Genomic DNA, 20,969 nt, shown 5'->3' on the forward strand with positions numbered 1-20,969 from the left:
TTAAAGCGGGATTTCTGTTTCAAGTAGTGTATGGGGATAGCTTCCTAAAAGCTCTACGCTACAGCCTAGTGCCTCAAGTTCAGCCATAGCCCCAGGGATTAATACTTCATCCATTTTTTGTTCAATATCAACGATAAAGAAATAGTTTCCAAGCCCTGTTTTCATAGGACGGGATTCAATTTTAGACAGATTTAGCTTACGCCAGGAGAAGGCTGAAAGCACTTGATGAAGCGCTCCTGCCTGATCAGATGGAAGTGTAATCATTAACGTTGTCTTGCACCCGTTTCCAGCTAAAAATGACACCTCTTGCGCTCCATCTTTATGCAAAATAACAAACCTTGTTGTATTATGATCATAATCATGAATGTTCGGGCAGGCAATATGTAATCCATATTCATGGGCTGCTAACCCATTCGCAATAGCTCCAATATTAAGCTCAGGGTGTTCGCTTACATACTTAGCAGCAAACGCCGTTGATGTCATCTCTTCTACTGCAGTTGACGTACATTCTCCGTGTAAAAATTTATGACACTGCGCAATTGCATGAGGATGAGAATAAATCGTTTCAATGTTTTTCCACTGTTCTGCACGAGATGGATGAACCATTAAATGCTGACGAATCGGAAGCACAATTTCCCCAACAATCGGCAGACGACGTTCATGAATAAGATAATCAAGTGTTAAATTTACAGATCCTTCAAGTGCATTTTCTAACGGTACAATTCCATACTCAATTTCTCCGTTATCCACTGCATCAATGCATGCTGGAATTGTTTTGTATGGAATATGGTCGTGCTGTTTAAATACGCCTTGGACGGCTACATGTGTAAATGTTGCCTTTGGTCCTAAATATCCTACTTTCCCCACAATCATGCCTCTCCTTATCTATATCTGTTTGCCATTATGCCCCTGAACCAAGCACGTCCACTTTATCTACAAACTCTAAGCTTTTCAGTCTTCGCAGCATTTCATTTAATTCAACATTCATGCTTGCTGTATCTAATGAAAGAGTTACGTTGGCACGCCCTTGTAAAGGGATGGTTTGGTGAATCGTTAACACATTGCATCCCGATGATGCAACGGTGCTCAATAAATGTGATAAAGTTCCTGATCGATCTTCAATATGAAAAAATAGTGAAATAATTCGCTGTTTGACAACCGTCTGAAACGGAAAGACCGTGTCGCGGTACTTATAAAAAGCACTGCGACTCAAGTCTACGGCTTGTACAGCATCTGCTACCGATTCAGCTTTTCCCCGTTCAATTAACAGCTTCGCATCCAATGTTTTTTTCATCGCTTCTGGTAATACATCTTCGCGAACTAAATAAAACTGCTTATCGCTCTTATGCAAGTAAAGCCCCTCCCCTTATCCTATGAACAACAATTAGTCAATAAATTCAAATTCATATTCAAACAGCTTTACAATATCGCCATCTTTTGCTCCTCGTTCACGAAGGGCTTCATCGACGCCCATGCCTCGAAGCTGACGCGCAAATCGACGAACTGATTCTTCACGTGAGAAGTCGGTCATCTTGAATAATTTTTCGATTTTTTCACCGCTTAATACGTATGAGCCATCGCTATCACGCGTAATAACAAATTCCACTTCTTTCTTTTCATGCTTGTACAATACGCGGTGCATAGATAGATCTTCCTCTTCTTGCATTGGGAATTCCGGCGTAGTTTCTACAAGATCAGCTACTGTAAATAACAGTTCGCGGATTCCATTACGCGTTGCTGCAGAAATTGGAAAGACTTTCACTTCGTCTCCTACTTTTTCTTTGAATGCAGCTAGATTCTCTTCAGCTTGCGGGATATCCATTTTATTTGCTACCACTACTTGCGGACGTTCAGTCAAACGCATATTATATTGACGCAGCTCTTCATTAATAGTTAAGTAATCTTCATACGGATCGCGGCCTTCTAAACCTGACATATCGATTACATGGACAATAACGCGGGTACGTTCAATGTGACGTAAAAACTGATGACCTAATCCTACACCTTCATGTGCACCTTCGATTAGCCCTGGTAAATCTGCCATCACAAAACTGCGATTATCTTCTGTTTCGACTACTCCTAAATTCGGATTAATTGTTGTAAAATGATATTCAGCAATTTTTGGCTTTGCAGCAGACGTTACGGATAATAACGTTGACTTTCCAACACTTGGAAAACCAACTAATCCTACATCGGCTAATACTTTTAATTCAAGAATTACATTTCTCTCTTTACCTGGCTCTCCATTTTCTGAAAGCTCCGGTGCTGGATTTGCAGGTGTAGCAAAACGCGTATTCCCACGCCCTCCGCGTCCACCTTTAGCAATCACTGCGCGCTGGCCGTGCTCAACTAAATCAGCAATCGTTTCGTTCGTATCTTCATCTAACACAACCGTACCTGGTGGAACTTTTACAACCATCGGCTCAGCGTTACGTCCGTGCTGTCCTTTTGACATTCCATGTTCACCGCGGCTTGCTTTAAAGTGACGCTTATAGCGGAAATCCATCAGCGTACGCAATCCTTCTTCTACTTCAAAGATGACATCTGCACCGTGACCACCGTCACCACCTGCAGGACCTCCTTTTGGTACGTACTTTTCGCGACGAAAGGCAACCATTCCATTTCCTCCGTCGCCACCTTTTACATATACCTTGACCTGATCTACAAACATTTCTTTTTCACTCCGTTCTATATCTTAGCTCCTGCAATAGCAAAAGCGCTGTTAACTTATTGTGAGCATAAGGCTAAATTCATCTTCAGACATATGCTGTTCAACCAATGCAACTCCTTGAGCGCACTCATAACATTGTAGCTTGTTTTGTAGCTTCTGTATATCTGTTAGTATTCCACTAAAGTCAAAAAAGAAACGAATTCCCTGTTCTTCAATGCATACTGAAATACTCAAATAGTTTTCTGCATGATAATCAACATATTTTTCGAGTGCTTCTGTCAAATAGCAACACCAGTTGTATACGAACTCATCGTATTGTGATAAATCCTTCAATTCTCCGAGCACTTCCACATCTAAGCGAACAGCATGGTTATTCCAATGATAGGTCATAACAAAGCCCGCAAACAGTCGCATATTGATGTTTGTTAACTTGGATTCATGTTTGGATTCATTTACAATTTCTTCAATGATTTCATTCGCTCGATCAAGCCGATTCAACGCTAGATTGCCTTTGATTAATTGCAGCTTATTTAACCAATCATGCCGCGCGTATCTTAATACCTCTACGACATCCCATTCTTTTTCCATCTTAGCACTCCTAACTTTGACTCGAGCATAAGTATTTCACAACGCTGACAAACATCTCGTATCAATCTTCTTAGATATGTTCGATTATAACAAATTCCAATGGGTAATAGGTGAAATATTCTACAAAAAGAAAACTCTAACCTACTTGGGTTAGAGTTTTCTTTTTGTATCTTATGCTTCTTGAGCAACAGGGTATACAGATACTTTTTTACGGTCACGACCGAAACGTTCAAATTTAACGATACCGTCGATTTGAGCGAATAAAGTATCATCTCCACCACGACCTACGTTTGCACCTGGGTAAATTTTAGTACCGCGTTGACGGTATAAAATTGAACCACCAGATACGAATTGGCCATCAGCACGTTTAGCACCAAGACGTTTCGAGATTGAATCACGACCGTTTTTAGTACTACCTACTCCTTTTTTAGAAGCGAAGAATTGAAGGTCTAATCTTACTAACATGACATCCACCTCCTGTTTAGTTGTCGTTAATTTTTATATAATTACTGTAATCTAATTCGATCGTTTTCAGTGAAACAACCATACCTTCTAATAGCAATTGAATCTGTTCCAATGTGAACGAATCCACATCTTTTGGAATCTCACAACGGAGATACCCACCATCTCCACCTTGCTCTAAGTGCGGTTCAACCCCACTTATTGAAAAGATAGCATTAATTGTCCCAAATGAAACTGCAGATGCTCCCGCACAAACAAGATCTTTTCCGTGTTCGGAAAAGTCAGCATGTCCACTCATCGTGAACCCGTCAACTTTCTTATTTGCATCACGAGAAATCGTCACCTTAATCATTTGTTATAATTACGCGTTGATAGCGTCGATTACAACTTTTGTGTAAGGTTGACGGTGACCTTGCTTACGACGATAGTTTTTCTTTGCTTTGTATTTAAATACAGTGATCTTTTTAGCGCGACCTTGTTTTTCAACTTTAGCCGTAACTGTTGCACCTTCTACGAAAGGAACACCAACTTTCACGCTGTCGCCACCTACAAATAATACTTTGTCAAAAGTAACTGTTTCGCCTTGTTCACCAGCAAGTTTTTCAACGTAGATTGCTTGACCAGCCTCTACTTTAATTTGCTTACCACCAGTTTCAATAATTGCGTACATTCTCTGCACCTCCTCTAAAAACTAAGACTCGCCATCACAGGTGTTCAAGTGAACTTAAAACCTGTTCTGAGCGGTTGTAGCACGGGTGCTACAAACCAACATATTAAATCTTACTACAAATCAAAGGTTAGTGTCAATTGGAATTCATGTTTTCTTCTAAAATTTTATATAGAAGCAGAGACCCTTTTTTGGATCTGCTCATTCGACCCCAATTGACGCAAAACAAATGCGTTTGTATAATCATCGCTTGGCGTAAGATATACGGTTTTTTTTACCATTTTCTCTAAAGCGTTGAGAAATCCTTGAGCCTTCATTTCATTTATAACATCACTTCGCGCCTCAATCCAAATAGCCTCTTCTTCCGCGCCGCGATGTTCCCAAATTACACGTTCAATTTGAAAAGCAGCCGTTTTGGAATCAATCATTTTACCGGTTCCTTCACATACTTCACAAGGCATAGTTAATGTTGATCCAATACTATTGCGCACTTTCTTCCGCGTTAATTGCAATATGCCAAGCTCTGTAAAGCCAACTACATTCGTCCGCACTTCATCTTGTTCACATAGCTTTTTCATGTATCTTTCTACTTCTGTCCGATCTTCTTTATGAGGCATATTTATAAAATCAATTAAGATCATGCCGCCTAAGTGACGTAATTGCATCTGTTTGGACAGTTCATACGCAGCTTCCATATTTGTTTGAAGCATTGTCTTTCGAATATTATCTTTTCCTGAAAACTTCCCCGTGTTCACATCCACGACCGTCATCGCTTCCGTTTCGTCAATAACGATATAGCCTCCGCTTTTGAGCCACACGATTCGCTTTAAAAGCTTCTCTATTTGCCGTTCCACATCGTAAAAAGAGAAAATATTTTCATTTCCTTTATAGTACTCTATTGACGAGTTAGGGTAGGTAGTTTGAAGATGCTGATATAGGTCGAAGTCATCTACTACTATCCCATCAATTCCTTGTTGAAGTGCAGCTTCCACTCTTGTTTCGAGAAAATCTTGTCCTTTGCTGACTAGGGCAGGAGCTTTCATTCCCTGTGTCTGTCGTTCAAGGCGCTCATATTTTTTCTGTAGCTCTTTTATTTTATGTTGGACCGCGGCTTCTGATTTTTCTGCAATCGCTGTTCGAAATAAAAAGCCTTCCATCCCTTGTTTTAACCGCTCACCAAGCTGTTTCCACTGTTGTCGTTTTGGCTCAGCTATTTTTTTGGATACAGCGACATAGTTTCCGTGCGGTAAATATACAAGCTCATCAGAAGAAAATTCAATGATACCCGTCAGCTTGGGCCCTTTTGTCCCAATGCCTTCTTTTACAACTTGAACCAATACTTTTTCTCCTTCACGGATAAAAGCAGACATCGGCTGCTGATCTTTGTGAGGATTCTCTGACTGCTGATAGGATACAAGTTCATTTCGATGAATAAATCCGTTCATTGATAAACCGATATCGATAAAGGCTGCTTGCATATGCGGTAGTACTTTTACTACTTTACCCCAATATATATCACCAATAATCTGATTCTCGCTTTGTTCTTGTAAATAGATTTTTTCTAGTGCTTTATCGTTTATCACGGCTATACGTTTTGAAGAAGTAGCCGCGTTAATAATACATGCCTTCACATACATTGCCTCACTTTAATCTAAATTCATAGGAAAAAGTTCGGTCAGTGCACCGAACTTTTTCATTCTATTCTATGTTACTAGAAATCAATAAACTGTTACAAGTTCGTCTAGTTGGCTATTTGTTCTTTTTTCTACAAAGTAAGCGTGTAAAAGTTCATTTTCATCAATTTGTACATGCTCGCCTGTTTGAGATGTAGCAATAATCATATGCTTACAACCTCTTTGGAATTTTTGCAGAACTTGATGGAGCGTCTCACTGGTTGATACACTTAGTGTTTTTAAAGCTCCAATTGGATGCTCTTTGCCATGATATCTCTCCAACAAAAAGCGCATGTAGACAAATTGCCTGCTCTTCCATTCTAAATATCCGGATATAATTAAAAATGAAATAACAATCCATAAGTGCAGCTGAAAAGGATGCATAATGACGGCATAAATAATACCGACAGCTAAAAAAAACGTTGATAACCGGAGCGCAAGCTTATGCGCTTCTAAAAATGGTAAAGACCGACTGCAAATTAAAAAAAGCAGCTTCCCTCCGTCCAATGGCCAAATGGGCAAAAGATTAAACAGTAAAATCACCGTGCATTGAAACATAAATTGCTCATACGTTTCCAAAGACAACACATTTATTTTCATTAATAAGAAAGCAGCTCCAAACATCCAGAGATGCTGAAGAGGTCCACTTATTATCACAATAAACTCTTCTCGAAATGGACGATTCCCATGTTCATCTACTTCTGCTACTCCCCCAAAAGGTAAGAGCATAATTCTGCGAATCCGCCAAGAAAAACACTGAGCCGCTACGGCGTGGCCCAGTTCATGAATAATTACAATAATAAATAACAAAAAAAGCTGCTTTACCGTAGCCGTTAAGATACCAATTACGAAAATCCCCCAAAACAATGGATGAATGTGAATTTTCATCAATAACGAAAAAGCACTATTCAAATTGAATCACCTGACTAGGATCAACAAACTTATCGCCTTTTTTAATAGCAAAATAGAATGTTCCAGCATCGCCTTTTTTACTGTTTTCCACAATTCCTACTTCTTTGCCTTTATTCACAAAATCATACATACTAACATTGATTTTTTTGAGCTGTCCATACCAAGTTTCGGTTCCATCGGCATGTTGAATAATAACGGTATTCCCAGTATCATCACGTTTCCCTACATACCTTACGATACCTTCACTCATTGCTTCTACAACCGAATCCACTCCTGTTTGAACCGTCACGCCTTGCTTACTTTGAGCAAATGTTTCCGTTACTTTCCCTGAAGCTGGAGTAGCATATTCTCCGCTTACACTTTGCTCCGTTTTGCTAGACTGTTTATTCGGCAATAGCGTTAACGGCTTCCCAAACTTATCTTCGTACCAGGAGGAAACAGCTGCAAACTGAAATTCTTTATCCATTGTTTGTTGAACCACCACTCTGGCATGTTCAAAAGTAGGAGAAGCGTTCTTGAACATAATCCCTACAATTAACACTAAGCAGGCTGAAGCTAAAATTTTAAATAAAAAGCGTTCTTTTCGAAATAACGGGTGATATTCCTTTGCTGATGGTGTGTATTCAACCGCAGAATAATCCATCGATCCATATTTTTCTTCTTCACTCATTAAGGACGTATGAAGAGGTTCTTGAGGAAGACGCTTTGTTGTATTTAATTGTTTTCGCTTACGCTCAGCAATTCGTTTACGGATTTCATCAGCACGTCGATTCATGATTCATCATTCTCCTTGTTCTTATCGTATAATCAACTATATGACTTGTCCGTGGAGCTTATGACAGCTTGACTCTACAAAATCAAACAAATAAAAAAAGCTTCCTCTATCGGAAGCTTTTTAAGAACGGACACCAAAGAATCGTTTAATACGTGCAAACATTCCCTTATCTTCTTCATCTAACGATTGAAGAGGAACCGTTTCACCTAGAATACGTCTTGCAATATTACGATATGCAATTGATGCTTTGCTTGATGGGTCCATGACAATTGGTTCACCGTTGTTAGAAGCACGAATAACATTTTCATCGTCAGCAACGATTCCAATTAAATCGACAGCTAGAAGCTGAGAAATTTCTTCCACGTCCAGCATGTCTCCATTTTTCATCATATGACTACGGATTCGGTTAATAACCAGTTTTGGAGACTCGATATCCTCTTGCTCCAATAATCCAATAATACGGTCAGCATCACGAACAGCTGAAACTTCCGGTGTTGTCACAACGAGTGCCTTATCAGCGCCAGCTACGGCGTTCTTATAGCCTTGTTCAATACCAGCTGGGCAATCAATAACCACATAGTCATAGTCTTGCTTTAACTGAAGAACTAACTCTCGCATTTGTTCTGGTTGAACAGCTGTTTTGTCACTCGTTTGAGCAGCAGGAAGTAAGTACAAACATTCAAAACGCTTGTCCTTAATCAAGGCTTTTTGCGGTTGGCATCGACCTTCTACCACGTCTACAAGATCATAAATAATACGATTTTCAAGCCCCATTACAACATCCAAGTTGCGTAAGCCGATATCAGTGTCTACTAGACACACCCGCTTTCCAGCTAATGCTAGAGCAGTACCTAAATTGGCTGATGTCGTTGTTTTTCCAACTCCACCTTTACCAGACGTAACAACAATAGCCTCTCCCACTGTCAAATTCTCCTTTCTACCCTGGTCAAATTCGGTCTTAGATGCGGTAAAGTTTGCACGCGATCTATTACCATTTGATCATTATCATCTAAGTATGCACATTCCATTATATTCTCTTCCTTCTCACTGCGCTCTTCTTCTGATCGGGTAATAATATCAGCAATGCGCAGCTGTGAAGGTTTCATTAACGATGCAGCAATAACGGCGTTTTTATTGCCGCGATATCCTGCATGAGCAATCCCTTTTAAAGCACCTAATACAAATAAATTTCCTCCAGCTACAACGGTTCCTCCGGGATTTACGTCTCCGACTAGAAGCAAATCGCCTTCTACATGGAGAACCTGTCCTGAACGAACTACCTTTGTAACAGATACTAATTCACTTTCTTCTCTTACGCGGACTGCATCTTGCTTTAAAATAACGTTACTATCAATTTGTTTAACTACTAAATACTGATTTTCTTCTATGAGCGCCTTCAATTCGGTTTCCTGCTCTGTAGTTAAATAACGATTTCCGATTTTGACATACACTGTGACGATCTGATCGGCATCGCCATGCTTATTTGTCAAAAGCTTCGTCTTAAGTTCCGTCAAAAGCTCTGCAAATGAACATGTATCATTGAGATGCAACGTTAATCCATCTTTTGTTCCTTTAATTGTCACATTTTGTTGCTTTTGTTTATTCAAGACGCTCACCTCAACGAATATATAATTTCGACAGAGACTTACTCAATTCCTTTTTTTCGTTTCTTCAATCAGCATTTTTATCCTATCATGAACGAGAAGCGTAATGTATGTTCCGATCAGCGTTCATCGATAAATTTAGCAAAATATTGAAAACATCTTTGAAGCGGAAATGCAAAAATGAGTGCAAATATGGCATTTAAAATGATGGTTGCGTAAAATCGCTCTTGCAAGAAGCGACCAATGGTCATATCGGATATATTAATAATGCTATTAATTCCATATACATAAAACTCAATAATGGCTACAGCTAATAGCGACATGCAGATTACGATAAGCGTATTTTGCTGAAAAATCTTCATTAGTTTTGATACGATATAGCATACGGCCGGCAATCCAAGCGCGTATACTCCTAAGACATCCGTAAAGGCAATATCATACATGAATCCAAGGATTACCCCATATAGCATCGCTTGCTTTGGGTGATAATACACTGACATAAAAGCCAGTACCACTACAACAAAGTGAGGCGATAGAATCCAGTCTCGCCATGGTGATGCCATGGCGACAAAATTAACAAAGATACTTTCAAACATAAAAACGACAAGCACGAGAATAGGAAGGACAAACCGCTTCATCAGTTAGCCTCCTCCGCCCCTAAATCGTCTTCAGCAGCGGGGGCACTTCTTTTAGCTACAACTACGTTATCTAAGTCATACAAGTCAGCAGCAGGTTTGATATAAGCTTTTTTCGTTAATCCATATTCATCAGGCTCAATTTTTGTGATAACGCCAATTGGAAGATTGCTAGGGAAAATGCCGTCTTCTTGTCCTAAACCAGACGTTACTACTTTTTGCTTTTCTTTAATATCAGCATCAAATGGAATACGACGCATAACAAGCGCCTGTTCTTTATCATCATAGCCTTCAATTAAACCAAACACTTCTTTTTTAGCCTGAATTTTAGCAGATACACGGTTTGTACGATCTGATGAACTAATTAACTGCACAGTAGATGTGAACTTAGATGCATGCTTCACTTTACCAATCAGCCCTTCAGGAGTCATAACAGCCATATTTTCCTGCACATTATGAACCGTCCCTTTATCAATGGCAATTACCTCATGCCAACGGTCTGGATTACGAGCAATAACTGTTGCTTCGATTGGGTTGTATTGACTTAAATCCGTTTTTTTGTCGAGCTGTGCTCTTAATTTTTTATTTTCTTGCTGCAAAGCGTTGGCTTTCGTTTCTAATTGCATGCGTTCGTCTAAACGGGCTTTTAATACCTCGTTTTCTTCGTATGTACGCTTTAAGTCACCTACATTCTGAAAGAAACCCGCTACAAATTGTGCGGGTTCATTAAAGGTAGCCTGAACAAGACCAACCGTATCTTTGACAAACTGTTCAGGCCACGTTACATTTTTACGACCATTTAACGAAAAACCAATCAATGCCACTAATACAATAATACTGACTAATAAAATAACTAAACGTTTATTTAAGAAAAATTGTGGCACGATCTACACCTCTTAATATTTAGCGATATGAATCGCTTGTACGATTTTTAAATAAATCAATGTGTTCTAACGCTTTACCAGTTCCAATTGCAACACAGTCAAGCGGATCTTCTGCGATGACAACCGGCATATTTGTTTCTTCACTAATAACTTTATCTAAATTACGTAGCAATGCGCCACCGCCTGTTAATACAATACCGCGATCCATAATATCTGCCGCAAGTTCAGGTGGTGTTTTTTCTAATGTACTTTTTACTGAATCTACAATAGAAGCCACTGTATCTTTTAGCGCTTCTGCAATTTCTTCTGCTGAAATTTCGATTGTTTTCGGTAGACCTGTTAGTAAGTCACGTCCGCGAATTTCCATGTTTTCAATACCTTCAGGAATTCCGGCAGAACCGACTTCTACTTTTAATGCTTCTGACGTACGCTCACCGATCATTAAATTGTAATTCTTGCGAATATATTGAATAATCGCTTCATCCATCTCGTCCCCAGCGATACGGATTGACTGACATGTTACGATTCCTCCTAAAGAAATAATCGCAACTTCTGTTGTTCCTCCGCCAATATCTACTACCATACTTCCCGTTGGCTCCCAAACCGGTAGATTGGCGCCGATTGCTGCAGCAAACGGTTCTTCAATTGTATACGCATCACGCGCGCCAGCCTGACGAGTCGCATCAATAACGGCACGTTTCTCAACAGCTGTAATGCCAGAAGGTACACAAACCATTACATACGGCTTACCCGCAAACAAACTTTTTGTTTTTTGAGCTTGATTGATGTAATATTTCATCATCGTCGCAGTTGTTTCGTAATCTGCAATAACTCCATCTTTCATTGGACGAAGGGCTACTACGTTCCCAGGTGTACGACCAATCATATTTTTTGCATCGTTACCTACCGCAACGATTTGTTTTGTATCAGTTTGCAAAGCCACAACAGACGGCTCACGCACAACAATTCCTTTTCCTTTTACATAAACGAGCGTATTTGCAGTACCCAAATCTATTCCAAGGTCTCTAGTACCGATTCCAAACATGTGTCTCTTCCTTTCTCTTACCAAAATGCAAAGGTAAAAATTCCATAATTCAATTTCTTCATTTCATAAGTAACATTTTTTATTTTCTATACTTTTTTCATAGATGTCAACGCCAAATATTGTATGATAAAAAGTCATACTTTGTCTATTAATAACGAATGATTGTAAAGAACTTGTCATTTAAAATCATGACTACTATTATAACCCAAGGATTTTAAAAAGCATAGCCTTACATGTATCCTTTTTCTTTTAAACTAATATATTTTCGATCTCCGATAATTAAATGATCTAACAATTCAATTCCTATGATAAATCCGCACTCTTTTAAGCGCTTCGTTACCTCTATATCTTCTCTGCTGGGAGTAGGGTCGCCGGAGGGATGATTATGAATACAAATAAGGGATGCAGCTGAACGACGAAAGGCTTCTTTAAATACTTCTCTTGGATGGACAATAGATGAATTGAGGCTTCCGATAAAAATGGTTTGCTTGTGGAGAACTTGATTTTTCGTGTTGAGGTATAAACAGACGAAATGCTCTTGAGACAGCACGCGCATTTCTTCCATCACATAATTAGCTCCGTCTTCAGGGCCATGAATGGTATATCGCTGACTAGATTTCCGCTGTACAATCCTCTTACCTATTTCAATAGCCGCTATAATTTGAATTGCTTTTGCAGGTCCGATACCTTTAATATTCATCATTTCATCAAGCGATGCATGCTGCAAAAGTTGAAGACCTTCAAAATGCGTTAATATGCGATTGGACAGCTGAAGAACAGATTCATCTTTGGTTCCAGTGCGCAGCAAAATAGCAATAAGCTCGTGGTTAGAAAGACTAGAAGCACCCATTGACACCAGGCGCTCTCGAGGTCTTTCATCTTGAGGAAAATCTTTAATTAACAATGATTGATCCAATTTCGCCACTCCTTTTTAGTAAACGAAACCGTATTGTTTTAGCTCACGTATTGTTCGGGAGAGCGGCAAGCCCACCACGGAGAAATAGTCTCCTTCAATTTTTTTAACTAGCGCAGCACCGAGACCTTGAATTCCATAAGAACCAGCCTTATCCATAGGCTCTCCTGACTCTACGTACTGTACGATTTCATCTTGTTCAATCGGCCAAAACTCTACATCTGTTTGTTCATAAAACGTATGAACTTTTGCATTTGATACGAACGCTACTCCAGTTAATACCTGATGTTTTTGACCTGACAGCATCGTAAGTGTTTTAATCGCTTCTTGGTTCGTTTTTGGCTTTCCTAAAATACGATTGCCATATACGACAACTGTATCGGCACCTAGGACAATATCCTCTTTATGATGCGAAGCGACGTCCACTGCTTTTTGCCTAGCTAAATCCATTACTACCTCGGACGGAGTGTATAATGGATTGACGATTTCTTCAATTGTACTAACGTGAACCGTAAAGGGAATGTGAAGCTGCTGAAGTAATTCTTTTCGACGAGGAGAGCCTGAGGCTAAAATTAATGTTTGTTTCATACATCTCACCTTTGCATTTTGATTTAAAAAAGAAGGACACACCGTTATTTTAGCAATTTCATCTCCAAATGACAATAAACAAGTGAGGCAGCATTACACTACCTCACTTGTTAAGACGTTACAAGGCTTTCATACTGCTGAAGAGCTTTTAACACGTATCGCTGAGCAAGCCAAGCATCTTTACTGCTTTTATTGTCTTCATATGAAGAAAGAGAAGCAGCAGCTTTTTGAAGGGTGCTCACCATGGTTTTAATGTCTTCATTTGACGCTTCTTTCTGAACTTTTGTCAGCTCTTTTTTCAGAGATTTGATATCGGCTACCCGCTGTCCTTCAATCGCTTTAACAGATTGATCTAAGAGATTAGCCATAAACGGCTGCGCTGTTGTTATAACCGTTTGATCTTTTTTCCCTAATTCGCTAGTGGGCTTAATTTCATAAGACTTTACATATACATCTTTACCTTGTTGTTTATAAGTTTTACTAAGTGCGTTCGCTTTTTCTTCTCCAGTGGCAGCACCAACGACAAGAGAATAGGTTTTAGGTGAAAAGATCTCGCCTGCTTCGTTCTCTTCTTTCCATTTATCCATTGCTTTATTTGCAGCAGTTTTTGATGAAAAAGCACCTGCTTGAACAATGTAAAAGGAAAAAGGTTCTAAAGTAGAAGCAGCAGCTGATGTCCCCTTCGATTCCTGTTCGCTTTTCTTTTCAGCTTTACCAACACTTTCAGTGGTAGACGCTGTTTGAGAAGTTTTTTCTTCTTTCGTTTGCTCACTTGTTTGTGCTTTACTTACAGGCTGTTCGCTTCCTGTCATCATTTTCACACCAACCATACCGATGCCGCTGCCTATTCCAACTGCTAGCAGTACAATCACAGCTGTTCGTTTGATCACACCGCCGCTTACCGTTTTAATCGAAACATTTTTAGGATGTAATCGCGGCTTTTTCTTTTTTTCATTTCTTACATCTTCAATAAACACCACTTTATTTTCTTCCACATGAGAATCTGTGGATCCCGGTTCCGGAAGAACCCACGTAAACTCGTCTTTTTCTGGCACTTGTTCTTCCTTGGATTGACCGTTGATTTTAATTGAAACTTTTCGTTCCTGCTTGTCCACTGCCCCACCGCCTTTAGTTAACGTAGTCTTAGTACCGGTTGCAAGCTAAGGTAAACCGACATAAAACATACACTTTTTTCCATGCTATCATAGAAGAAAAAAAAAATAACAAGACATTTGTCGTCTTGTTACAAAAGGTTTTCGCTATTTAGTTACAGAAATTTTAAATTTGTCGAAGACTTGAAGCTCAATAAAAATAGTTACTAACATACCAATCTATCAATTCGTTTCCATGAAAATAAGCAGCGATTGTGCCTATAAAAATAAATGGAACGAAAGGAATTGGTACACCTACCTTTGCCTTTTTCATTAATAACGCTCCTATACTAACGATTCCGCCTATTAATATAGCTAAAAAAAGCGACAGCAAAACAAGCTTTACTCCAAGCACAATACCAATCAAAGCATACAGTTTAATATCTCCTTCTCCAAGCCCTCCTCTGCTGAGAAATGCGATTAGAAAGAGGAGAAAAAATGCGATTCCTCCTCCCATTAAGGAATCACTCCACGAATTTAATGGAATGAAAAGACGCTCAAGTAGAAAGATAGGCAAAAAGAAAAGCAGCACCTTATTTGGGACAATCATATAGGCTATGTCTGAGACAACTATAATTGTTAAAAAAGAAACAAAGGTTAATATGACAATCAGTTCTAACGTCATATTCAATCTAAAAAAAGCATATACAAATAAACTTCCTGTCGAAAATTCTATGAATGGGTAGATGAAGGAGATTTTTTTGTGACACATACTACATTTTCCTGCATTTTTAATGTAGGAGACTATGGGAATTAATTGTTGTGGAGAAAGAACGTATAAACAGTGTGGACAATGGGATCTTGGAGATAAAATAGATTTTTTCTGAGGTATTCTAAGTCCTGCTACGTTATAAAATGAACCTAACGTGATACCTGAAACAAAGGCATAGAGGTAAATTAAACTCATACTATTTCTTCCATCTCAGGCCCGCTGCTTAATTGTAGGTTTTCTTTTGAGTGAAGGAATGTATCTCGTTCCCTTAAATAGCTGCCAAGAAACGGAATGAGAAAAGCTGCAAGAAGACCTATTACGATAACCAGTACGATCACTTTCATTAGAGAAATTCCTTTATTCCTCGTTGACAGTTTATCCATTTCAATATCTCTCCTTTATTGATTAGTATCAAACAGCTCCTTGGTTAATAAACTGAATCATAATACCCATAAAAGTAATATTCTGTATGCCTCCTTCCTTAAAACACACTTTTTATAGGTAATAAGGATTATACCACTAAAAAACAAAAACAGCATAAAAAAACGTCTGCAAAAGCAGACGTCTTTTAATAGTAAGGAGCCATAAATAAGTAGACAATTACACCTGTAAGACTTACATAAAGCCAGATTGGCATTGTCCATCGCACAATTTTTTTGTGTTTTTCAACTTGCATTGTCCAGCCCCACACAAGTGCAAACAGTGCCAGCGGAACAATAATCGCTGCTAGGAAACTGTGTGTGATCAAAATGAAGAAGTAAATGGGACGAACGATTCCTTCTCCACCGAACGTAGCTGTTTCTGTGGAAATGTAATGGAATGTTAAATATGAAACTAAAAAGAGCAGTGTGGAAGTGAATGCTGCTAAAATAAAACCTTTATGAGCATTAATATTTTTCCTAAAAATTGAAATCAACGCTGCAACTAAAAAAATAAACGTAAAACTATTCAAAATAGCATTTAACCGTGGAAAGATAGTCAAATCAAAACTTACTTTTCCTTGATAGCCAATATTCGAAAAGAATAGCAGTAAAATAATAACATTCGCTATCACTGAAAAGGTAAGAATAATACCGGTAAAGTTTTTATTACTTTTTGGTACAATTTTTTCATTATTCTTACTCATGTTAACAATCTCCTTATTTAGTGATGTACATGTTTATTATATATCACTTACCTAGGGGGTGAAAGTGACAATACTTTGAACTTAGTGCTTCCTTATTATCCGTATCCCTTCCTCACATTATGTTAAAAGCAGCAAGATTTCACTTGCTGCTTTTGCTCATTTTAGAAGAAAAGCCCTTACTTCTGATATAAAATACAGAGACCCTGTAATCACGACCATGTCTTGTTCACCTGTCGCCTTTTCCTTTACGTAAGCAATTGCTTTTTTCCACTCTTCATCCATATGTTTATTATGATGAGTACTCATCTCATAAAGCTCCCCAGCTGCGCGAGCACGAGGAAAGTCAAACGACGTAAATGTAATACTTGCAGCGATTGTTTCAAGTTCTTGAACCATTCGATCAGCACTTTTATCATTTAAGCAGCTGAAAATTAAATGAATGTTTCGATTTTCATAATGAAGGCGTAAAGTAGATAACAAGCTATCAATGCCTTCTGCATTATGAGCCCCATCAATAATCGTTAAAGGATGCTCATTTACTATCTCAAAGCGGCCGTTCCACTTTGTATGCTGAATCCCTTTTATCATTTGCTCATTGGAGATAGAAAGCTTTTTCTTTTCTTTTAAATAACAAACGGCCATGAGAGCCAAAGCTGCATTTTTCACTTGATGATAGCCAAGCATATTTAATTCTAAATGTTCAAATGTGCCATACGGCGTTTTTAACGCAAAGCCTTCTCCATTTGCTAATGGCTCATAGTTTTTAATGTCAAAATCTTTTCCTAACACAAATAACGAAGCATGCTTTGACTTTGCTTCTTCAGTAATGACATCAAGCGCCTTCACTTGCTCTGCACCGGTAATAATAGGGACTTCTTTTTTAATAATCCCCGCTTTTTCTGCTGCAATTTCTTCTACCGTATCACCTAGTATTGCCATGTGATCAAATCCAATGTTTGTAATAATACTCACCATAGGATTCACAACGTTTGTTGAGTCATATCGTCCTCCAAGACCTGTTTCAAACACAGCATAGTCAACTGACTCATGATAGCCGAAATAAAGAAAAGCCATGACTGTAATCACTTCAAATTCCGTTGCTGATCCTAAGCTTGTATGTTCTAGTCGCTCCACAACAGGCTTTATTTCCTGAACAAGAGCGGTCATTGCTTCATTTGAAATAGGCTGTCCATTCACGCTGATCCGCTCATTAAATGTTTCGATATAAGGAGAAGTAAACGTTCCAACTTTATACCCTGCTTCTTCTAACATGTTTCGCAAATAAGAAACGGTAGAACCTTTACCATTCGTCCCAGCAACATGAATAGCATTTAGATTTTGCTCCGGAAAATCAAGCTGCTCTAGCATCCATTCCATTCGTTCTAACCCCGGCTTGATTCCAAAGCGAAGTCTGTTATGAATCCAATCAAGCGCTTCTTCATATGTCGTTATCATCTTTTATTCACCTTTCTTTTCCATCGCTATTATTATGTAGAGAAAAAGCGTCGCTATACAAGCCACGCTTTTTCTGTTGGTTCATTAACCCGTCGATTATCCGCGTAATTCAGCAATACGAGACTGAACAGCTTCGCGTTTTTCAACATAATCCTGCTCTTTTGCACGCTCTTCTTCTACTACTTTAGCAGGCGCTTTTGCAATAAAGCCTTGGTTGTTTAATTTCTTTTGTACACGTTCTACTTCTTTGTTTAACTTGTCGTATTCTTTTTCTAAACGCGCGATTTCTTCTTCAATATTAATTAAACCTTCAAGAGGTAAAATTAATTCTGCGCCTGTTACAACAGCAGTCATTGCTTTTTCATCTAATGAAACATCTGTTGAAATCACAAGCTCACTTGGATTACAGAAACGTTCTACATACGCACGGTTCTTTTCAAGCTGGTTTTGAATATTTTCATCTTTAGCTTTGATAAATAATTTTACTTGTTTGCTCATCGGCGTGTTCACTTCAGCACGAATGTTACGAACAGCACGGATAATATCTACAAGTAAACGCATATCGTTAGCAGCTTCTTTATCAGAAAGCTCAGGGCGTACTTCCGGCCATTTAGCTACTGTAATCGATTCGCCTTCATGCGGCAAGCTTTGCCAAATTTCTTCGGTAATAAACGGCATGAATGGATGTAAAAGTCGCATTGTATTATCAAGTACATAAGCTAAAATTGAGCGAGTTGTCTTTTTAGCTGCTTCATCTTCTCCGTAAAGAGGAAGTTTAGCCATTTCAATGTACCAATCGCAGAAATCATCCCAAATAAAGTTATAGAGAATGCGTCCAACTTCACCGAATTCATATTTGTCAGCTAATTTTGTTACGTGCTCAATCGTTTCATTTAAGCGCGTTAAAATCCATTTATCAGCAACTGACTTTTCGCCTGATAAATCAAGCTCTTCAAATGTGATGCCGTCCATGTTCATTAATGCAAAACGAGAAGCATTCCAAATTTTATTTGCAAAGTTCCACGTCGCTTCGACTTTTTCAAAGCTGAAGCGTAAATCTTGTCCTGGTGAGCTTCCTGTAGATAAGAAGTAGCGAAGAGAATCTGCACCGTATTTCTCGATTACTTCCATTGGGTCTACACCGTTACCAAGTGATTTACTCATTTTACGACCTTCAGCATCTCGTACAAGACCGTGAATGAGTACATCGTCAAACGGACGTTTACCCGTAAATTCAAGACCTTGGAAAATCATACGAGATACCCAGAAGAAAATAATATCGTAGCCTGTTACAAGCACGTTTGTTGGGTAGTAGCGTTTGAAATCAGCTGCATCCACATCGGGCCAGCCCATTGTTGAGAATGGCCATAGCGCTGAACTGAACCATGTATCTAATACATCTGAATCTTGTTCCCAGTTTTCGATATCTGCTGGAGCCTCATGATCTACGTATACTTCTCCAGTTTCTTTATGATACCAAGCTGGAATGCGATGTCCCCACCAAAGCTGACGCGAAATACACCAGTCGCGAATATTTTCCATCCAGTGTAAGTATGTCTTTTCAAAACGATCAGGCACGAAGTTTACTTTTTCTTCTTGCTTTTGAAGATCTACTGCTTTATCTGCTAACGGCTGCATTTTTACAAACCATTGAGTTGATAAATAAGGTTCAACAACGGCACCGCTTCGTTCACTGTGACCTACTGAATGCATGTGGTCTTCAATGTTGAACAATACACCGTCTTCTTGAAGGTCTTTAACAATTTGCTTACGGCAAGCAAAACGATCCATTCCTTCATATTTACCTGCTTTGTCATTCATCGTACCGTCCTGATTCATCACTAAAATACGCTCTAAATTATGGCGGTTTCCAATTTCAAAATCGTTCGGGTCATGAGCAGGCGTAATTTTCACCGCACCAGAACCGAATTCCATATCTACATAATCATCGCCTACGATTGGAATTTCACGACCTACAATCGGAAGGACAACCTTTTTGCCGATTAAGTGCTTATAACGATCATCTTCAGGGTGAACAGCTACAGCCGTATCTCCTAGCATTGTTTCAGGACGAGTTGTTGCGATTTCAATATGTCCAGAACCATCTGCCAACGGATAGCGCATATGATAAAACGCACCTTGTACATCTTTGTAAATAACCTCGATGTCTGAAAGAGCTGTTTTTGTAGCTGGATCCCAGTTAATAATATATTCTCCGCGATAGATTAACCCTTTTTTGTAAAGCGTTACGAATACTTCGCGCACTGCTTTAGAAAGGCCTTCATCAAGCGTGAAGCGCTCGCGTGAATAGTCTAAGCCAAGTCCTAGCTTCGACCACTGCTGGCGAATAAAGCTTGCATATTCTTCTTTCCATTTCCATGTTTCGGCTACAAAATTTTCGCGGCCTAGATCGTAGCGGCTTTTCCCTTCGCTGCGAAGCTTTTCTTCTACTTTTGCCTGCGTTGCAATCCCCGCATGGTCCATGCCAGGAAGCCATAAAACGTCATAGCCTTGCATGCGCTTCATACGCGTTAAGATGTCTTGTAACGTTGTATCCCAAGCGTGGCCTAAATGTAGCTTGCCCGTTACGTTTGGGGGTGGAATTACAATTGTATATGGCTCTTTTTCAGGGTCATTTGTTGCTTCAAAAAACTTCCCGTCTAACCAATACTGATAACGATTTTCTTCAACGGCTTTTGGATCATACTTCGTTGGAAGAGTCACTTCTTTTTCAGACATAATGTATACCTCCATAATATAAAGTTTCAGTCTTTAGAAACTGTGTAAAGCTTTTATAAACATAAAAAAACTCCTTTCCTAATAAAAGGACGAAAGGAGTTGATTTCGCGGTACCACCTTTTTTTATAGACGTATCCCGTTTGATAAGCCTATACACTTCATTTCATAACGGTTGATTAACCGGCTTTTTCTACTGAGCTATGCAGCTGTTCAAAAAAGCTACTCATAGGCGACATTCCGAGTGCACATTCTTAAGAAATCTCACAGCAGCTGATTTCTCTCTCTGAAAGACGAACATCCCGTACTCTTCCTATTCACTGTATTTATGTATGAATTTCTCTTAATTATACTATATGAAAAAATGTTGAA

At 39.0% G+C, this 20,969-nt stretch carries 23 protein-coding genes and 2 other annotated features; all 23 genes read right to left on the minus strand.

Features of this window, described 5'->3' with window-relative positions; genetic code table 11:
* The gene (pheA, locus tag ACFX4G_RS02990) at positions 1 to 873 is read right to left on the minus strand and encodes a prephenate dehydratase (protein WP_377572817.1); all 873 of its coding nucleotides are present in this window, start codon (positions 871 to 873) and stop codon (positions 1 to 3) included.
* A gap of 28 nt (positions 874 to 901) precedes the next feature.
* Entirely contained in the window at positions 902 to 1,351 is a 450-nt protein-coding gene (locus ACFX4G_RS02995; RefSeq protein WP_013059332.1) for an ACT domain-containing protein, read from the minus strand.
* 33 nt (positions 1,352 to 1,384) lie between these two features.
* Positions 1,385 to 2,671 (minus strand): GTPase ObgE, encoded by a 1,287-nt coding sequence (gene obgE, locus ACFX4G_RS03000; RefSeq protein WP_013085117.1) that lies wholly within the window; start codon positions 2,669 to 2,671, stop codon positions 1,385 to 1,387.
* 51 nt (positions 2,672 to 2,722) lie between these two features.
* Positions 2,723 to 3,259, minus strand: coding sequence for a Spo0B C-terminal domain-containing protein (locus tag ACFX4G_RS03005; RefSeq protein WP_013085118.1), 537 nt, complete (start codon positions 3,257 to 3,259; stop codon positions 2,723 to 2,725).
* A gap of 171 nt (positions 3,260 to 3,430) precedes the next feature.
* Positions 3,431 to 3,724, minus strand: a complete 294-nt coding sequence (gene rpmA / locus ACFX4G_RS03010; protein WP_013059335.1) for a 50S ribosomal protein L27 — start codon at positions 3,722 to 3,724, stop codon at positions 3,431 to 3,433.
* Positions 3,725 to 3,740: 16 nt separating this feature from the next.
* Complete coding sequence (locus ACFX4G_RS03015) at positions 3,741 to 4,073, minus strand: ribosomal-processing cysteine protease Prp (protein ID WP_013059336.1); 333 nt, start codon at positions 4,071 to 4,073, stop codon at positions 3,741 to 3,743.
* Between the two features lie 9 nt (positions 4,074 to 4,082).
* Complete coding sequence (gene rplU / locus ACFX4G_RS03020) at positions 4,083 to 4,391, minus strand: 50S ribosomal protein L21 (RefSeq protein WP_013059337.1); 309 nt, start codon at positions 4,389 to 4,391, stop codon at positions 4,083 to 4,085.
* 14 nt (positions 4,392 to 4,405) lie between these two features.
* Positions 4,406 to 4,477 (minus strand) — a sequence feature (ribosomal protein L21 leader region).
* A gap of 78 nt (positions 4,478 to 4,555) precedes the next feature.
* Positions 4,556 to 6,025: an Rne/Rng family ribonuclease gene (locus ACFX4G_RS03025; RefSeq protein WP_097824632.1), complete on the minus strand. Its 1,470-nt coding sequence runs from the start codon at positions 6,023 to 6,025 to the stop codon at positions 4,556 to 4,558.
* Positions 6,026 to 6,106: 81 nt separating this feature from the next.
* The gene (locus tag ACFX4G_RS03030; RefSeq protein WP_052500270.1) at positions 6,107 to 6,973 is read right to left on the minus strand and encodes a M50 family metallopeptidase; all 867 of its coding nucleotides are present in this window, start codon (positions 6,971 to 6,973) and stop codon (positions 6,107 to 6,109) included.
* Positions 6,966 to 7,748 carry a M23 family metallopeptidase gene (locus ACFX4G_RS03035; RefSeq protein WP_043976110.1) on the minus strand — a complete coding sequence of 261 codons (783 nt, stop codon included), beginning with the start codon at positions 7,746 to 7,748 and terminating at the stop codon, positions 6,966 to 6,968. Before ACFX4G_RS03035 ends, ACFX4G_RS03030 begins: the two co-directional genes overlap by 8 nt.
* 120 nt (positions 7,749 to 7,868) lie before the next feature.
* Positions 7,869 to 8,669, minus strand: coding sequence for a septum site-determining protein MinD (gene minD, locus ACFX4G_RS03040; RefSeq protein ID WP_013059341.1), 801 nt, complete (start codon positions 8,667 to 8,669; stop codon positions 7,869 to 7,871).
* A gap of 2 nt (positions 8,670 to 8,671) precedes the next feature.
* Entirely contained in the window at positions 8,672 to 9,355 is a 684-nt protein-coding gene (gene minC, locus ACFX4G_RS03045) for a septum site-determining protein MinC (RefSeq protein WP_013059342.1), read from the minus strand.
* Positions 9,356 to 9,471: 116 nt separating this feature from the next.
* The gene (gene mreD, locus ACFX4G_RS03050; protein WP_013059343.1) at positions 9,472 to 9,990 is read right to left on the minus strand and encodes a rod shape-determining protein MreD; all 519 of its coding nucleotides are present in this window, start codon (positions 9,988 to 9,990) and stop codon (positions 9,472 to 9,474) included.
* Complete coding sequence (gene mreC / locus ACFX4G_RS03055; protein WP_013059344.1) at positions 9,990 to 10,871, minus strand: rod shape-determining protein MreC; 882 nt, start codon at positions 10,869 to 10,871, stop codon at positions 9,990 to 9,992. The genes mreD and mreC overlap by 1 nt, the downstream gene beginning before the upstream one ends.
* Positions 10,872 to 10,890: 19 nt before the next feature.
* Positions 10,891 to 11,916, minus strand: coding sequence for a rod shape-determining protein (locus ACFX4G_RS03060; RefSeq protein WP_013059345.1), 1,026 nt, complete (start codon positions 11,914 to 11,916; stop codon positions 10,891 to 10,893).
* 229 nt (positions 11,917 to 12,145) lie between these two features.
* Positions 12,146 to 12,832 carry a RadC family protein gene (gene radC, locus ACFX4G_RS03065; protein ID WP_013059346.1) on the minus strand — a complete coding sequence of 229 codons (687 nt, stop codon included), beginning with the start codon at positions 12,830 to 12,832 and terminating at the stop codon, positions 12,146 to 12,148.
* A gap of 15 nt (positions 12,833 to 12,847) precedes the next feature.
* Positions 12,848 to 13,417: a Maf family protein gene (locus ACFX4G_RS03070; RefSeq protein ID WP_097824633.1), complete on the minus strand. Its 570-nt coding sequence runs from the start codon at positions 13,415 to 13,417 to the stop codon at positions 12,848 to 12,850.
* A gap of 110 nt (positions 13,418 to 13,527) precedes the next feature.
* Positions 13,528 to 14,532 (minus strand): SPOR domain-containing protein, encoded by a 1,005-nt coding sequence (locus ACFX4G_RS03075; RefSeq protein WP_377572820.1) that lies wholly within the window; start codon positions 14,530 to 14,532, stop codon positions 13,528 to 13,530.
* 187 nt (positions 14,533 to 14,719) lie between these two features.
* Positions 14,720 to 15,475 (minus strand): prepilin peptidase, encoded by a 756-nt coding sequence (locus ACFX4G_RS03080; RefSeq protein ID WP_097824635.1) that lies wholly within the window; start codon positions 15,473 to 15,475, stop codon positions 14,720 to 14,722.
* Complete coding sequence (locus ACFX4G_RS03085) at positions 15,472 to 15,663, minus strand: hypothetical protein (RefSeq protein ID WP_377572823.1); 192 nt, start codon at positions 15,661 to 15,663, stop codon at positions 15,472 to 15,474. Before ACFX4G_RS03085 ends, ACFX4G_RS03080 begins: the two co-directional genes overlap by 4 nt.
* Before the next feature lie 185 nt (positions 15,664 to 15,848).
* Complete coding sequence (locus tag ACFX4G_RS03090) at positions 15,849 to 16,406, minus strand: DUF420 domain-containing protein (protein ID WP_013059351.1); 558 nt, start codon at positions 16,404 to 16,406, stop codon at positions 15,849 to 15,851.
* Between the two features lie 156 nt (positions 16,407 to 16,562).
* Complete coding sequence (locus ACFX4G_RS03095; RefSeq protein WP_377572825.1) at positions 16,563 to 17,861, minus strand: bifunctional folylpolyglutamate synthase/dihydrofolate synthase; 1,299 nt, start codon at positions 17,859 to 17,861, stop codon at positions 16,563 to 16,565.
* Positions 17,862 to 17,957: 96 nt separating this feature from the next.
* Positions 17,958 to 20,600: a valine--tRNA ligase gene (locus tag ACFX4G_RS03100; protein WP_097824638.1), complete on the minus strand. Its 2,643-nt coding sequence runs from the start codon at positions 20,598 to 20,600 to the stop codon at positions 17,958 to 17,960.
* An 82-nt stretch (positions 20,601 to 20,682) separates the two neighbouring features.
* Positions 20,683 to 20,927: a binding site (T-box leader), on the minus strand.
* Positions 20,928 to 20,969: the final 42 nt, after the last annotated feature.

Origin of the sequence: Priestia sp. YIM B13486, from assembly GCF_042787865.1 — a bacterium.
GTDB lineage: Bacteria > Bacillota > Bacilli > Bacillales > Bacillaceae_H > Priestia > Priestia megaterium.